This is a genomic window from Paenibacillus faecalis (assembly GCF_900289175.1).
Taxonomy (GTDB): Bacteria; Bacillota; Bacilli; order Paenibacillales; family Paenibacillaceae; genus Paenibacillus_AQ; species Paenibacillus_AQ faecalis.
The window spans coordinates 293,917-309,313 of sequence record NZ_LT985747.1 but is presented as its reverse complement, the minus strand read 5'-3'; the positions used below and the strand labels follow the sequence as shown (position 1 = coordinate 309,313).

The window sequence follows — 15,397 nt, the reverse complement described above, 5'->3', positions numbered from 1 at the left end:
TTTGAAACAGAGAAAGATACCGCTACGCAAATGTGTGGCTTGTCAGGAAATGATGCCTAAGAAGGAGCTTATCCGTGTCGTTAAGACACCTGATGATCAGGTCATGATTGATCTGACGGGCAAGAAATCGGGCAGAGGCGCTTATTTGTGCGGGAAATTGTCCTGCTTTAAGCTTGCACACAAAAGCAAAGCGCTTGACCGTGCTTTAAAGCATCATGTTCAATCTGAAATTTATGAGCAACTGGCACAGGATTTCATTAAGGTAGAGGATGAATTTCTGGCAGCGAAGGAGAGTGCTGATGACGAATAGGGCGCTTTCTCATTTGGGTCTTGCCATGCGGGCTGGTAAAGTGGTTACCGGCGATGAGATCGTGCTCAAAGTAATCCGGTCTTCTGAAGCAAAAATGGTCATTCTGGCGGGTGACGCCTCAGATAATACAAAAAAAAAGTTTCGTGATAAATGCGGAACTTACAAAATCCCTCTGGTAATCGGATTTGACCGGGAAAGACTGGGCACAAGTGTAGGTAAACCACAAAGAGTTGTGCTGGCAGTGACGGATCAAGGATTCGCAGAAATGATCTCCAAGCAAGTGGGGATAATGTCGGAGGTGGAGTATATTGAGTAAACAGGAAAATAAAGACAATAAACTTCGTGTATATGAATATGCCAAGTCGTTGAATATGAGCAGTAAGGAAATTATTACTATTCTCAAGCGTCTGAACATTCCGGTGAATAATCATATGAGTGTGATGGAGCGGGAGACGGTAGCTAAGGTGGAGCAATTCTTTAAAGATATTAAATCGAATGCTGCTGCCAAGCGGGGAGAATCAGAGTCGGCAAAGGACGGAGGCCGAAATCCGAAAACCTCGGGAGCTGGCAACACCGCTTCAACGGAAAACACTCAGGTAAAAACTCCTCAAAGCGAAGGCGGTCGCAGTGGGCAAAGCGGCAGCCGGAATCAAGGTCAAAGACCATCTGGTCAAGGACAGGAAAAAGGACAGCCTAAAAAACAACAGGAAAAGCAGGTAAGTATGAACAACAGAAATCAAAACACTTCAAATACATCGGGCACTCAACGCTCGCAAGGCAATCAGGATTCCCGGAGAACCGGCAATACCGGATCTTCCCAAGGAAATCAACAAAACAATCGTAACAGAGGTGCGCAAGGCTCTGGTCAGCAGGGAGGCTCCCGTTCTCAGCAAGGAGCTGGACAAGGCGCAGCTCGCTCTCAAGGTGGAGGTCGTTCCGACTCCAACCGTTCGGGCGGTTATTCCAACAATAACAATGCTGGAAACCGTGGCGGAAACCGAAACAACAACAACAATAACAATAACAACAATCGTTCTGGCTCCAAAAAGTTTGACGATAACCGTCAAGGGGGCTATCGTAACAATCGCGGAGGCAAGAATAATCGCGGACGGAATCAAAACCAGCAGCCGCCTCGTGAGAAAATCGACAACACGCCGAAGAAAATTATCGTCCGTGGCAACATGACCGTCGGTGAAACGGCGAAGCTGCTTCACAAGGACGCTTCCGAGGTGATCAAGAAGCTGATTTTCCTCGGCGTGATGGCCACGATCAACCAGGAACTTGACATTGATACGATTTTACTTCTGGCCGGAGAGTTCGGTGTTGAGGTAGAGGTAAAAATTCCGGTTGAGGAAGACCGCTTTGAAACGATTGAAGAGGTTGATGATCCGCAGGATCTGCGTGAACGTCCTCCGGTTGTAACTATTATGGGTCACGTTGACCATGGTAAAACAACGCTTTTGGATGCGATTCGGTCCGCGAATGTATCGAGCGGTGAGGCTGGTGGTATTACCCAGCATATCGGTGCTTACCAGGTAGAGATCAACGGCAAAAAGATTACATTTTTGGATACACCGGGTCACGAAGCGTTTACGGCGATGCGCGCGCGCGGGGCTCAAGTGACAGACATAACGATCATCGTGGTTGCGGCGGATGACGGTGTTATGCCGCAGACGGTTGAAGCGATCAGCCATGCCAAGGCGGCAGGATTGCCAATTATCGTAGCCGTGAACAAAATCGATAAGCCTGAAGCGAATCCGGATCGGGTGAAGCAGGAATTAACCGAGCATGGGCTTGTTCCGGAAGAGTGGGGCGGGGATACGATCTTCGTTAATGTTTCCGCGAAGCAGCGCATGGGTCTTGAGGACTTGCTTGAGATGATTTTGCTTGTAGCTGAAGTAAATGAGTATAAAGCTAACCCGGATAAACGGGCTCGTGGTACCGTTATTGAAGCTGAGCTTGATAAGGGTAGAGGACCGGTGGCAAGAATTCTCGTACAGCATGGTACTCTCAAAGTCGGTGATGCTTTCGTGGCAGGCAACTGCTTTGGCCGTATTCGTGTTATGGTTAACGATAAGGGGCGCCGTCTGAAAGAAGCAGGCCCTTCAACTCCGGTAGAGATTACAGGCTTGACCGAAGTGCCGGGGGCAGGAGATCCGTTTATGGTATTTGAGGATGAGCGTAAAGCCCGTTCCATTGCCGATAAACGCTCCATTACACAGCGGCAATCCGAGCTAAACACGAATACACGGGTTACCCTGGATGATTTATTCCAGCATATTAAAGATGGGGAAATCAAGGATCTCAATGTCATTATTAAAGGTGACGTACAAGGTTCTGTTGAAGCCTTGAAGGGATCGTTAAATAAAATCGAAGTAGAAGGCGTACGCGTGAAAATTATTCACAGCGGTGTAGGTGCGATTACGGAGTCCGATGTTATTTTGGCGGCTGCATCGAATGCGATTATCATCGGCTTTAACGTGCGTCCGGATACACAGGCAAAACAGACTGCTGAACAGGAAAAAGTGGATGTCCGCTTACACCGGGTAATTTACAGCGCGATTGAAGAGATTGAACAAGCTATGAAAGGCATGCTGGACCCGATCTATAAGGAAAATGTGATCGGTCATGCTGAAGTGCGGAATACATTCAAAGTCAGCAGAGTGGGCACGATTGCAGGTTGCATGGTTACTTCCGGCAAGATAACACGCAACTCTGAAATCCGTCTGGTCCGGGACGGCATTGTAATTCATGAAGGCAAGATCGATTCCCTCAAGCGCTTTAAAGATGACGCCAAAGAAGTCGCACAAGGTTATGAATGTGGTATTACCTTGGAAAACTATAGTGATATTAAAGAAGGAGACGTCTTTGAAGCCTTTATCATGGAAACGGTGGAGCGCTAACATAAAGAGGTGATCAGACATGGCTAAAATCCGAGCAGGACGCGTCGGCGAGCAAATCAAGAAAGAACTGAGCCAGCTTATACAGACGGAGATGAAGGACCCGCGAATTGGCTTTATCACTGTAACCGGAGTAGATGTGACAAACGACTTGTCACAGGCTAAGATATATCTTAGTGTACTCGGTGATGAGGAGCAAAAAGCAACTTCTTTGAAAGGCCTTGAGAAAGCAACGGGCTTTCTCCGCTCAGAGCTAGGTAAAAGAATTCGTCTCCGCCATGTGCCGGAGCTGATCTTCAAGTTTGACGAGTCCATTGAATACGGCAGCCGAATTGAGAAGCTGCTGGGTGAAATCGGCGAGCACAAAGAAGATTAGAAAAGATCGTTTTATAAAGGAGAGGGCGAATGCAGACTTATGAACAAGAGCTGCAGCAGGCCAAGGAGTTTCTGCTGAAGCATGACGACTACTTGATCGTGTCGCACGTTCAGCCCGATGGAGATGCAGTCAGTTCCACCGTAGCGGTGGGCTGGCTTCTCTCACGTTTGGGCAAAAAATTCACCATGATGAATGAAGGAGTCATTCCGAACAGAATGAAATCCTTATGGCATGCTGAGTATATTATTAACATGTCCGAGCAGCCGCCGCAGCGTACCTTTACTAACGTCATTTGTGTGGACTGTGCCGATTTTGAACGTGTTGGCAGGACAAAGCAGTATTTCACGGAAGATGCTGCTATCGTTAATATTGATCATCACCCAACGAACAATCGCTATGGTGCAATCAATGTGGTTTATCCTGAAGCTGCAGCAACTGCAGAAATTCTTTTTGATCTTTTGAATTTGTTTGATATCGAGTGGGATATCGATGTGGCCACAGCGGTATACACGGGGCTGTTAACGGACACCGGAGGGTTTCGTTACTCGAACACGTCTCCCAAGGTGATGAATATAGCTTCGACACTGCTGTCCTATGGGGTGAATGGTCCTAAGATTGCAGAGTATCTGCTCGAAGAAATGACACTTCCGCAATTGAAGGTGCTTGTTCAGGCGCTTAATACACTCCATATCACATCTGATGGAAAGGTCGCTTGGGTCCATATAACACCTCAGCACATGATCGATAGCGGAGCTGTGAGCGAAGACCTTGAAGGCATTGTAAATTATCCGCGCAACATCCAGGGTGTAGAAGTCGGGATTTTGTTTAAGCAGCTGAATAACGGGGCTGTGAAGGTGAGCATGCGTTCTGCTGGAAAAGTGAATGTCGCAGCTTTGGCTCAATCTTTCGGTGGCGGTGGTCATGTTCGTGCCGCAGGCTTCCGGCTCGAAGGGGATTTGGAAGATATCATGTCAAAGGTAGTCGAGCAAGTGAGGCGAGCACTATGACAGACTTGGAAGGTATTCTGGCGGTATATAAGCCAGCTGGATGGACTTCACATGATGTTGTGGCTAAAGTTCGCCGTCTTGTCAGAATGAAGCGAATTGGTCATGCGGGAACTTTGGACCCCGAGGTAACGGGGGTATTGCCCCTATGTCTCGGCAGGGCGACCCGATTGGTTGAATATATGCAGGAGCTTCCTAAAGAATATCAAGCTGTTCTCCGTCTGGGTTTTTCTACAGATACCGAGGATATAACCGGTACCGTACTGGAATCGGTGGATACCGTGGCCGTGACCAAGGAGGAAGTGGAGGAGACACTTCGCACTTTCCTAGGCGAGATTTCTCAAGTTCCGCCCATGTATTCAGCTGTGAAGGTGAATGGTAAAAGACTGTATGAGCTTGCTCGTGAGGGAAAGACAGTTGAGCGCAAGAGTCGTACGGTTACCATTTTCGAAATCGAGATGACGGATTTTGAGAAGCATGAGGAGTACACCGATATTTCTTTTCGCGTATTGTGCTCAAAGGGGACTTATATCCGTACGCTTTGCGTAGATATTGGGAGAAAGCTGGGACTTCCGTCGACGATGGCAAAGCTGGAGCGAACCTTATCGGCGGGGATTTCCTCAGCCAGATGTTTAACGTTAGAACAAATAGAACAGTGTATGGAAGACGGCACGTTAAGCTCCCGGCTGATTCCTTTGGACGAAGCTATCGTGCACTTGCCTGCCCACACTGTTTCCGATGAGAAAAGGAAAGCAGCTCTTCAAGGGCAGAGGCTGTCGGCTCGGGTCATCAGTCCTCCGGTCGATCACCCGGAATGCTTTCGACTCTATGACAGTGAGGAATGTTTTTTGGGTATATTCCAAAGACAGGAAGAGACAGGAGCGATTGTTCCAGTTAAAGTCTTCTCCAATTAAAAATGAATGATCTTCTATTTAAGTGAAATGCAGGTGAGAAGCACATGAAAATCATTTCTATATCTTATCCGTTAACTCCAGAGCAAAAAATGGAACTGGGCATTCCGCAAGTAGCGGCTATCGGGCAATTTGACGGTCTCCACTTGGGTCATGCTAGTGTTATATCTACAGCTGTTAATTTGGCTCGAAAAGAAGGTATACCATCGGCTGTTATTACTTTCTACCCTCACCCGAAAGATGTGATGCGTAAAGGGAATTATGAAGGTTATTTAACTCCTCAGCTGGACAAGCAGGAACGACTTGCTGAAATGGGGGTTGATATTCTTTATGTCGTTGATTTCGATGAGGATTTTTCACGAGTCAGTCCGGAGGATTTTGTAAAAGAAATGCTGGTCCCGCTCAAAATTCAAACAGCGGTTGTTGGTTTTGACTTCCGTTTCGGCTTTAAAGGCGCCGGACGTGCAGACATGCTCCATGAGATGAGCGATGGGACAATCCAGGTTGTCATCGTTCCTCCCTTCCTGATGGACGGGGAGAAGGTGGGGAGTTCTGCCATTCGAGCGGCGCTATATAGCGGCCGGATTGAAGATGTCACCCGCTGGCTAGGCAGGAGGTACCGCATTCGGGGCACTGTCATTCATGGCAAGAAACGTGGGCGAGCTTTGGGATTTCGTACAGCGAACCTTGAGCTTGAGGGACATTATGTTACTCCGGCGCTTGGTGTTTATGCCGTGTGGGCACGGTGCTCCCAGAATGAGAAATGGCTTCCCGGCGTGATGAGTGTCGGTCTGAACCCGACTTTTCGCGATGGAATAGTCAATCCTAGTTTCGAGGTTCATTTGCTGGATTTTGATGGAGATCTGTACGGACAAACTATGATCGTGGATTTGGTTCAGTATATCCGTAAGGAGCAAAAATTTGAATCAGTCGATGAATTGATCGAAGCGATTTCACGGGACGTAGCTGAAACCAGAGAAATTTTGAGCCGGTAATTTTCTTTTTTATGGACAAATTGAATGCTACTATTTTCTTTTTATAAAATAGTATGATATAATCTTATAGGTTGCCCATTAATGGGCCCTGTAACCATGGCTTGGTTGCTCGATCTCACCGTCGGTAACGAGGCCAATGGCGATTATAAAGAAGGAGGTGAATAGGATGGCATTAACTCAAGAACGTAAACAGCAATTGATTGAAGAGTACAAAACTCACGAGTCCGATACAGGATCTCCAGAGGTACAGATCGCTATCCTAACGGAAAACATTACGAATCTGACTGACCATTTGCGTTCGCACAAGAAAGATCACCATTCCCGTCGTGGATTGTTGAAAATGGTCGGCCAACGCCGCAAGTTGCTTGCATACTTGAAAAACAAGGATGTTAAACGTTACGGCGCTCTGATCGAGAAGCTTGGATTACGCCGCTAATGAATCCATAAGGTGTACGAAAGCAGCCTGGTTGTCCACTGTCCTTCTTGGAACGACAGCGGCGCAGCCGGGCTTTTTTTAAAATATGACTTATATTTCTCGAAAGAAACGCCGCAGTCCTGTCACAAGGACGCCGTGTTTCTTCTTGAATATATATGTTTCATGCCGATGAACGCGTTTCATGAATAACGCAAATATAGGCAATACTTGAAACTGAAAGATCAAAATTACGAAGTCCTCATGAGGAGGGATTACATGGAACAACGTGTTGAAATGCAGTTGGGAGGAAGACCTCTCGTTTTGGAAACTGGCCGATTGGCTAAACAGGCTAACGCTGCGGTAATGGTTCGTTACGGCGATACGGCTGTATTGTGTACAGTAACGGCTTCAAGCGAACCGAAGGATTTGGATTTCTTTCCACTCACTGTTAACTATGAAGAAAGATTGTACGCAGTAGGTAAAATTCCCGGTGGATTTATTAAACGGGAAGGAAGACCCAGTGAAAAAGCAATTTTGGCCAGCCGTTTGACGGATCGCCCGATTCGTCCGCTGTTTCCAGAAGGCTTTCGGAATGATGTGCAGGTATTGAATCTGGTTATGAGTGTGGATCAGGATTGTGAACCTGATATTGCAGCTATGATTGGTACTTCTGCAGCATTGAGTATATCTGACATTCCGTTTAGCGGGCCGATCGGCGGGATAGCTGTTGGACGTATTGACGGAAAGTTCATTGTCAATCCGACGATAGCGGAGCAGGAAATCAGCGATATTTATCTTGTCGTTGCGGGTACGAAAGATGCGATCATGATGGTAGAAGCTGAAGCGAACGAAGTGCCTGAAGAAGTTATGCTTGAGGCGATTATGTTCGGTCATGAAGAAATTAAGAAGATCGTAGCCACCATCGAGGAACTTGTCAGCGTTGCAGGTAAAGAAAAAATGGAAGTTAAGCTTCATAAAGTGGATGAAACGGTTAACCAGGAAGTCCGCCAATTTGCTGCGGAGCGTTTGGTAGAAGCGGTTCGTATTGCTGAAAAACACGCTCGTCAGGATGCAATCGATGCTATTAACGATGAAGCGTATGCTTTTTTTGAAGAAAAATACATTGAAACGCCTGAACTGCTGAAAGATGTAAAAGAGGTTCTGCACGATATCGTAAAAGAGGAAGTCAGACGTCTGATTACACATGATAAAGTTCGACCGGATGGCCGTGGTTTGAATGAAATTCGTCCGATTGAATGTGATATTAGCCTTCTGCCGCGTACACATGGCTCGGGTCTGTTTACACGTGGGCAAACTCAGGCGCTTAGCGTTTGTACGCTTGGAGCTTTGGGTGATGTGCAAATACTCGATGGGATTGACCTGGAAGAAACGAAACGTTTTATGCATCATTACAATTTCCCGCCATTCAGTGTTGGGGAGGCTCGTCCTTTGCGTGCGCCAGGCCGCCGCGAAATCGGACATGGTGCATTGGGTGAACGTGCTTTGTCGAAAGTGATTCCTTCTGAAGTTGACTTCCCGTATACGATTCGTCTCGTTTCCGAGGTTATTGAGTCCAACGGCTCGACATCCCAGGCAAGCATTTGCGCAAGTACACTTGCAATGATGGATGCAGGTGTGCCTATTAAAGCACCGGTTGCCGGGGTAGCTATGGGCTTAATTAAAGACGGCGAGCATGTTTCGATTTTGACAGATATTCAAGGTATGGAAGATCATCTCGGCGATATGGACTTTAAGGTAGCAGGTACACCGGAAGGTGTGACGGCGATCCAGATGGACATCAAGATTGACGGTATTGATCGTAAAATTTTGGAGGAAGCTTTGGGACAGGCCAAAGAAGGTCGTATGCACATCCTCGGTAAAATGATGGAAGTGATCAAGACGCCAAAAGAAACTCTTTCGCCGTATGCTCCAAAAATCATTACCATGCAGATTAATCCGGACAAAATCCGTGACGTTATCGGTGCTGGCGGTAAAATCATCAATAAAATTATTGAAGATACCGGCGTGAAAATCGATATCGAACAGGACGGCCGCATATTCATCGCTTCTTCCAATGCGGAGATGAATCAAAAAGCGCTGTCGATTATCGAGGGTATTGTGCGTGAAGTGGTCGTAGGCGAAATTTACACAGGAACCGTGAAGCGGATTGAGAAATTCGGAGCATTTGTAGAAATTCTCCCGAACAAAGACGGTCTTGTTCATATTTCTCAACTGTCCACTGAGCGTGTGGCAAAAGTGGAGGATGTCGTTGCGATCGGTGATGTCATTACGGTGAAAGTGACGGAAATCGATCAGCAGGGTCGGATTAACCTTTCTCGTAAAGCTGTTTTACTGGCTGAAACGAAATAAGGCCAAACGGCGTATGGTTTATAATGAAGGAAAGAGGCAGAAATGATTATTCTGGCTCTTTTTTTATCGGCATTTTCATTTTAATTATATTTGGATACTTGCCTGATTCGCTAAAAGTGCTCTTGAACGTTATGCAGGATGTTGAGCAATAATAAGTACATATTACTTATCCTCTTCTCATAAAATGGGACAAAGCATATCAAAGGGGATGGGTGGCTCTATGAAAGGTTTGAAGATGGCGGTGCTGCTGATTAGTATCGCATCCGTGGCAGGGGTCGCGGTCATCACAGGTTCCTGGGAATACATCAGGCAGCTAAACAAGACTGAACATGCGATCCAGTTAGAGCAACAGTTCGAAGCGGTTGATATGGATCTGCTCAGGGAGATTGAAGCTGAGGCCGCAAAAACGAGAATTGAGCCGGTAGATGCTAAGGTTGATTCCGTATGGAAAGCGATTCCCGGATATAACGGTCAGGAGATTGATGTGGAGGAAACGTATAAGCGTAATGTAAAGAGAAAAGCAGGGGAACCGATCACATATGTATATCGGCAGATTCCAGCTAAAGTTACTCTGGATCAGCTCGGAGAACACCCGATTTATCGGGGGAACCCGAATAAACCGATGGTGTCTTTAATGATCAATGTCGCCTGGGGCAATGAATTTATTGAGCCTATGCTTGATATTCTTGATGAGGAAAAGATTAAAACGACTTTCTTTCTGGATGGAAGCTGGCTAGCGAAAAATCAGGAGCTGGCAGCTGAAATTTTAAAAAGAGGTCATGAAGTCGAAAACCATGCTTATTCTCACCCGAATATGAGTCAACTGAGCCGAAGCCGTGCAGAGTTGGAAATCGGAAAAACTCAGGATTTGCTAAAGGAAAAATTGGGGGTTACCAATCAATGGTTTGCTCCTCCATCCGGTGATTTTAATCAGCAGACCGTTTCCATTGCGCATTCTCGAGGCTTGAAGACCGTTTTATGGACGCTGGATACGGTAGATTGGAAGAAACCTTCCCCGGAATCTGTTGTTCGTAAAATATCAAGTAAAGTTGAGCCGGGCTTTTTGATTCTAATGCATCCCACCTCATCTTCATCCAAGGCACTGAAAGGCATGATTCAAGGAATACGTGCCAAAGGCCTGCATATCGGCACAGTAAGTGAAACGTTATCTCCAGAACGGATTTCACCTTACGGAAGTTGAGTGAATCTTTTAAATTTGATACAATGAATGGATGGCATTATCACGACCATTATCGATGAAGTGTAACCTAGTAGCAGTTAGGAGGGCCTATCCGTGAAAAAAATACAGCTGTCAAACGGCCTGAGGGTAGTTATGGAGCAAATTCCAACATGTCGCTCGGTCTCCTTCGGGATCTGGGTCAAGACTGGTTCCCGAAATGAGTCGCCGGATGTTAACGGGATCACCCATTTTATTGAACATATGATGTTTAAAGGTACGGAGCGGTTCGATGCCCGAGCGATCGCAGAGCAGTTTGATGCAATCGGCGGTAACGTGAATGCATTTACATCAAAAGAATATACTTGTTATTACGCTAAAGTGCTGGATGAACATCTTCCGATCGCTGTAGATGTGCTGTCGGATATGTTTTTTAATTCGCGGCTTGATTCCGAGGAGCTGATGAAAGAAAAGAACGTTATTCTCGAAGAGATCGCCATGTATGAAGATACACCGGATGATTTGGTACATGATTTAATGTCGCTTGCTGCTTATGGAGATCATCCGTTGGCATACCCGATTTTGGGTACGAAAGAACGGCTCGAAGCGATGGATGCAGACGATCTTAGATCTTATATGAACAGTCACTATACGATTGAGAATACGGTAATTGCCCTGGCTGGGAACATTGACGACCGTGTTATTGAACTGCTGGAGCGTCATTTTGGCGCCTTTAAAACAAGCGGAACTCCTCAGCAATTAACCGTACCGATCTTCCAGGACGGACTGATCTATCATAAGAAAAAGACCGAGCAGAATCATATTTGCCTTTCCTTTCCCGGATGCTCAATCGGCGATGATCTTCAGTATGCGATGGTTTTGCTCAACAACGCCATTGGAGGGGGAATGAGCTCCCGGCTGTTTCAGGAGATTCGAGAAAAGCGGGGGTTAGCTTATTCCGTGTATTCCTATCATAGCTCTCATGCAGATAGCGGTATGTTTACGATCTATGCCGGTACCGCACCGAAACAGACGAAAGATGTGCTGGATCTGAGCGTTGAGATATTGTCAGATCTAGCCGTAAAGGGAATGACGGAAGAAGAGCTACATAAAGGCAAGGAGCAGTTGAAGGGAAGCCTGATCCTCAGCTTGGAAAGTACGGGCAGCCGGATGAACCGTCTAGGCAAGAATGAGTTAATGCTGGGCCGTCACTACGGTCTGGATGAAATGATTCAGAGTATTGAACAGGTTAGCATGGAAGATATTCAGAAAGTTATACAACGAATGTTTGAAACCCCGTTTGCACTCTCGATGGTCGGAACTTCAGACAAGGCGCTGAACAAAATTAGGAGGGACGAATTTGTTGCACTACGTTCAAATTAACAGATTACCTGGAAATGAAGATGTGAAACTTCCGGTCAAGATGTCGGAGCTTGCGGCCGGCTTTGATCTACACGCTGCCGTGAAGGAGCCGGTGGTATTGATGCCTGGGGAGCGGAAGCTGATTCCAACAGGGATTGCTATCGCGATGCCTGGGGAGCTGGAAGCCCAAATCAGACCGCGCAGCGGACTGGCACTTAAACACGGCATTACATGCCTGAACTCACCTGGAACGATCGATGCAGATTATCGGGGTGAAATTAAAGTGCTGCTGATCAACCATGGACAGGAATCATTCACGATTGAACGCAATGAGCGTATTGCTCAAATGGTGTTCCAAGCGGTGCCTGCCGTTGAGTTTATACAAGTTGATGAGTTATCAGATACCGTTCGGGGAGCCGGCGGTTTTGGACATACCGGTAAATAAACGCTCATTATAGCCAGTATCATTATAATTTTATGATAAAAACCGTTTCGGGAAATCCGGAACGGTTTTTTAAATATTTTTTTTGAGAAAGTTTCGGTAACGTTTCCTCACCTATTGCTAGGCCAGCGCATAAGATGATTTATACATTGGTTGGGAAAGGAGAGACGCCTTGCATGCTGACAGGAGTCCATATCGTCTTTATTGGCGGGGATGCACGGCAGATTGAGGTCATTAAAAAGTGTTCCGAGATGGATGCTTCTGTATCAATTGCCGGCTTTGACAAATTGCAGGATTCCTTCCACGGAGTAGCTAGGGAGCCGTTTACGGCTGAGCTGCTGTCGAAGGCCGATGTCCTGGTGCTGCCAGTTGTTGGTTGTGATGATGAAGGCCGAATCGGTGCGCTGTATGCGGAAGGACCGTTGAAGCTGGAGGAGGAGCACCTCCAGGCAATGCCGAAACATGGTGTAGTTTATACAGGTATGGCAAAAAGCTATTTGAGGACATTATGTGAAAAAAATAATATCAAGCTGGTTGAGCTGTTGGAGCGTGATGACGTGGCGATTTACAACTCTATTCCGACTGCGGAAGGCGCACTGATGATGGCTATCCAAAATACAGATTTTACGATACATGGATCGACCAGTATGGTGCTGGGGATGGGGCGAACCGGCTTTACGATGGCCAGGAGCTTACAGGGGCTGGGCGCTAAAATCAAAATGGGGGTTCGTAAAAGCGATCATTTTGCAAGGGCTGAAGAAATGGGATGGAAGCCATTTTTAATAAAAGATTTGGGTAGTCAAGTCTCAGATATTGATCTGCTCTTTAACACGATTCCATCCATGATTGTTACAGCTCAAATCATATCCAAAATGCCCCGGGAGGCAGTCATTATAGATCTGGCCTCGGCTCCTGGAGGATGCGATTTCCGTTATGCCGAGAGAAGAGGAATTAAAGCGATGCTGGCACCTGGATTACCTGGAATCGTAGCTCCCAAAACAGCTGGTATTATTATGGCCAACACGTTGGTGGAGTTGATTTCAGAGGAAAGCGATATTCGGGGGGATGCGTAAATGGATTGGAATGGTAAAACAGTAGGTTATGCTTTAACAGGCTCGCATTGTACGCTTGACGAAGTGATGCCGCAAATCAAGCGCTTTAAGGATAGCGGCGCGAATGTAATTCCCATTGTATCAGGGACGATCATGACGACGGATACCCGATTCGGCACATCGGAAAATTGGCAGAAACAGTTGAAAGATATAACGGGGAATGATATTATTTCTACAATTGTTGAGGCGGAGCCGATAGGTCCTTCCAAGCTTCTTGACGTTCTGGTCATCGCACCCTGCACAGGCAATTCGACAAGCAAGCTGGCTAACGCCATGACAGATAGTCCTGTGTTGATGGCAGCTAAAGCACAAATGAGAAACTGCCGGCCGCTTGTGCTGGCTATTTCGACGAACGACGGACTTGGATTGAATGCTGCGAATATCGCCAAACTGTTAATTACGAAAAATGTTTACTTTGTTCCTTTCGGACAGGATAATCCACACCAGAAGCCGAATTCGCTTGTTTCCAGAATGGACCTTATTCCAGAAACTTGTTATGCAGCCCTGGAGGGAAAACAGCTGCAGCCGATGCTCATTGAGCGGTTTCATTCAGCATAAGTCATTTGCGGATAACAAAAATGCATTTGTAAAGAAATGAAACTGGCCCGTGAGACCAAAAATAATGGGCGACGAATTTATTTGAGATTACAACAATTATGTTCGCATTTTTGTAACGGCCAGGCTAAAGAAGCCGGCCGTTTCCATACATCGGCGCCTTGTTTGGTTTTTCGGCAATACCAAACGGAGGAATACACATGCGCATTCTGGTTCAAAAATTCGGTGGTACATCGTTATCCTCGCCACAGGCGAGAACTCGTGTTATTGAACATATTCGCCGTGAGCTTGACCGGGAGTATCGCCTCGTCGTTGTTGTATCGGCGATGGGACGCAAGGGGGAACCCTATGCTACGGATACCCTTCTCGAATGGAGTGAAAGAAACGGTAATGGACTTCCACTTCGGGAAAGAGATTTACTGCTCTGCTGCGGTGAAATCATATCGGCAACAACATTATGCAGCCTTCTCCGACATGAGGGGATTACAGCTACAGTACTTACAGGCGCTCAAGCCGGATTTATTACAGACAATCAGTTTGGAAATGCAAGAATATTGGATGTTAAACCCGAGCGGGTCAAGACAGAGCTGGAGAAGGTCCAGGTCGTCATTGTGACCGGGTTTCAGGGACAGACCGAGTCAGGTGAGTTAACGACTCTTGGGCGAGGAGGTAGTGATACTTCGGCTACGGCGCTGGGTGCAGCTTTACGAGCAGAAATGGTGGATATTTATACAGACGTCAATGGGATTTTGACAGCCGATCCGCGAATTGTCGAAGATGCCAGATCGCTGTCTCAGGTGAGCTATACGGAAATTTGCAATATGGCATATCAAGGTGCAAAAGTTATTCACCCACGAGCGGTTGAAATTGCCATGCAGTCGTTGATCCCTGTACGAGTCCGTTCCACTTTTGCGGATGGCGAAGGAACACTTGTTACAAAGCCGGATGGGTTTCAGGATGTGCCGGCTGGAATCGTTGATCGGTTTGTTACAGGTGTAGCTTATGTCAGCAACATTACTCAGATTTCGGTAGATTGTGATCGTACTGAGGGGCTTCAGTTAAAAGTGTTTAAAGCAATGGCTGAACAATCGATAAGTGTAGATTTTATTAATGTTACCCAAGCAGGAGTTGTATATACTGTATTTGATCAGGATTCGGAGAAAGCGATTTTTGCACTGCAGGAATTGAACTTGAAACCAAAAAGTTTGTCAGGCTGCGCCAAAGTTTCTGTTATTGGGGGAGGCATTAACGGTGTACCCGGAATCATGGCCCAAATCGTAGAGGCTCTTAGCGATTATGACATCCCGATTCTCCAATCGGCGGATTCAAATACAACGATATGGGTTCTTGTCAAAAAAGAGGATATGGTTCAGGCGCTTCGGGCGCTTCACCGTAAATTTGAGCTCCATCGATGAAATTTGTCGGGTTATGATTACACGGCTTTGCCGCGAGATGGGTAAGGAGGAAA

At 46.6% G+C, this 15,397-nt stretch carries 15 protein-coding genes; all 15 read left to right on the top strand.

The genetic code is table 11. The features are described 5' to 3' along the window. Window position 1 precedes the first annotated feature (1 nt). The gene (rnpM, locus tag C8268_RS01460; RefSeq protein ID WP_106766027.1) at window positions 2-310 is read left to right on the top strand and encodes an RNase P modulator RnpM; all 309 of its coding nucleotides are present in this window, start codon (window positions 2-4) and stop codon (window positions 308-310) included. After that, complete coding sequence (locus C8268_RS01455; RefSeq protein WP_106766026.1) at window positions 270-626, top strand: L7Ae/L30e/S12e/Gadd45 family ribosomal protein; 357 nt, start codon at window positions 270-272, stop codon at window positions 624-626. Before rnpM ends, C8268_RS01455 begins: the two co-directional genes overlap by 41 nt. Continuing rightward, entirely contained in the window at window positions 619-3,213 is a 2,595-nt protein-coding gene (infB, locus tag C8268_RS01450) for a translation initiation factor IF-2 (protein ID WP_106766025.1), read from the top strand. Before C8268_RS01455 ends, infB begins: the two co-directional genes overlap by 8 nt. 19 nt (window positions 3,214-3,232) lie before the next feature. Then, entirely contained in the window at window positions 3,233-3,586 is a 354-nt protein-coding gene (rbfA, locus tag C8268_RS01445) for a 30S ribosome-binding factor RbfA (RefSeq protein ID WP_106766024.1), read from the top strand. A gap of 29 nt (window positions 3,587-3,615) precedes the next feature. Then, on the top strand, window positions 3,616-4,593 hold the full coding sequence (locus C8268_RS01440; RefSeq protein WP_106766023.1) for a DHH family phosphoesterase: 978 nt from the start codon (window positions 3,616-3,618) through the stop codon (window positions 4,591-4,593). Then, a complete protein-coding gene (gene truB, locus C8268_RS01435) occupies window positions 4,590-5,504 on the top strand; it encodes a tRNA pseudouridine(55) synthase TruB (RefSeq protein WP_106766022.1) in 915 nt (304 codons plus the stop codon). Before C8268_RS01440 ends, truB begins: the two co-directional genes overlap by 4 nt. A gap of 44 nt (window positions 5,505-5,548) precedes the next feature. Further along, entirely contained in the window at window positions 5,549-6,496 is a 948-nt protein-coding gene (locus C8268_RS01430; RefSeq protein WP_106766021.1) for a bifunctional riboflavin kinase/FAD synthetase, read from the top strand. A gap of 166 nt (window positions 6,497-6,662) precedes the next feature. After that, complete coding sequence (gene rpsO / locus C8268_RS01425) at window positions 6,663-6,932, top strand: 30S ribosomal protein S15 (protein WP_106766020.1); 270 nt, start codon at window positions 6,663-6,665, stop codon at window positions 6,930-6,932. A gap of 255 nt (window positions 6,933-7,187) precedes the next feature. Then, window positions 7,188-9,281: a polyribonucleotide nucleotidyltransferase gene (gene pnp / locus C8268_RS01420; protein ID WP_106766019.1), complete on the top strand. Its 2,094-nt coding sequence runs from the start codon at window positions 7,188-7,190 to the stop codon at window positions 9,279-9,281. A gap of 220 nt (window positions 9,282-9,501) precedes the next feature. Further along, on the top strand, window positions 9,502-10,482 hold the full coding sequence (locus tag C8268_RS01415; RefSeq protein ID WP_106766018.1) for a polysaccharide deacetylase family protein: 981 nt from the start codon (window positions 9,502-9,504) through the stop codon (window positions 10,480-10,482). A gap of 93 nt (window positions 10,483-10,575) precedes the next feature. After that, window positions 10,576-11,841, top strand: coding sequence for a M16 family metallopeptidase (locus C8268_RS01410; RefSeq protein ID WP_106766017.1), 1,266 nt, complete (start codon window positions 10,576-10,578; stop codon window positions 11,839-11,841). Beyond that, window positions 11,819-12,265, top strand: coding sequence for a dUTP diphosphatase (dut, locus tag C8268_RS01405; RefSeq protein ID WP_199794796.1), 447 nt, complete (start codon window positions 11,819-11,821; stop codon window positions 12,263-12,265). The genes C8268_RS01410 and dut overlap by 23 nt, the downstream gene beginning before the upstream one ends. A gap of 173 nt (window positions 12,266-12,438) precedes the next feature. Continuing rightward, window positions 12,439-13,335 (top strand): dipicolinate synthase subunit DpsA, encoded by an 897-nt coding sequence (dpsA, locus tag C8268_RS01400; protein WP_106766016.1) that lies wholly within the window; start codon window positions 12,439-12,441, stop codon window positions 13,333-13,335. Then, complete coding sequence (locus C8268_RS01395) at window positions 13,336-13,932, top strand: dipicolinate synthase subunit B (RefSeq protein WP_106766015.1); 597 nt, start codon at window positions 13,336-13,338, stop codon at window positions 13,930-13,932. Window positions 13,933-14,129: 197 nt separating this feature from the next. Continuing rightward, window positions 14,130-15,344 (top strand): aspartate kinase, encoded by a 1,215-nt coding sequence (gene dapG / locus C8268_RS01390; protein WP_106766014.1) that lies wholly within the window; start codon window positions 14,130-14,132, stop codon window positions 15,342-15,344. The last annotated feature ends 53 nt before the right edge of the window (window positions 15,345-15,397 follow it).

Bases quoted from the DNA above. Each gene is read 5' to 3' on its own strand.
- dapG (WP_106766014.1), top strand. From the start codon at position 14,130: ATGCGCATTCTGGTTCAAAAATTCGGTGGTACATCGTTATCCTCGCCA.
- truB (WP_106766022.1), top strand. From the start codon at position 4,590: ATGACAGACTTGGAAGGTATTCTGGCGGTATATAAGCCAGCTGGATGG.
- rpsO (WP_106766020.1), top strand. From the start codon at position 6,663: ATGGCATTAACTCAAGAACGTAAACAGCAATTGATTGAAGAGTACAAA.
- rbfA (WP_106766024.1), top strand. From the start codon at position 3,233: ATGGCTAAAATCCGAGCAGGACGCGTCGGCGAGCAAATCAAGAAAGAA.
- C8268_RS01395 (WP_106766015.1), top strand. From the start codon at position 13,336: ATGGATTGGAATGGTAAAACAGTAGGTTATGCTTTAACAGGCTCGCAT.
- C8268_RS01415 (WP_106766018.1), top strand. From the start codon at position 9,502: ATGAAAGGTTTGAAGATGGCGGTGCTGCTGATTAGTATCGCATCCGTG.
- C8268_RS01440 (WP_106766023.1), top strand. From the start codon at position 3,616: ATGCAGACTTATGAACAAGAGCTGCAGCAGGCCAAGGAGTTTCTGCTG.
- pnp (WP_106766019.1), top strand. From the start codon at position 7,188: ATGGAACAACGTGTTGAAATGCAGTTGGGAGGAAGACCTCTCGTTTTG.
- C8268_RS01455 (WP_106766026.1), top strand. From the start codon at position 270: ATGAATTTCTGGCAGCGAAGGAGAGTGCTGATGACGAATAGGGCGCTT.
- dpsA (WP_106766016.1), top strand. From the start codon at position 12,439: ATGCTGACAGGAGTCCATATCGTCTTTATTGGCGGGGATGCACGGCAG.
- C8268_RS01430 (WP_106766021.1), top strand. From the start codon at position 5,549: ATGAAAATCATTTCTATATCTTATCCGTTAACTCCAGAGCAAAAAATG.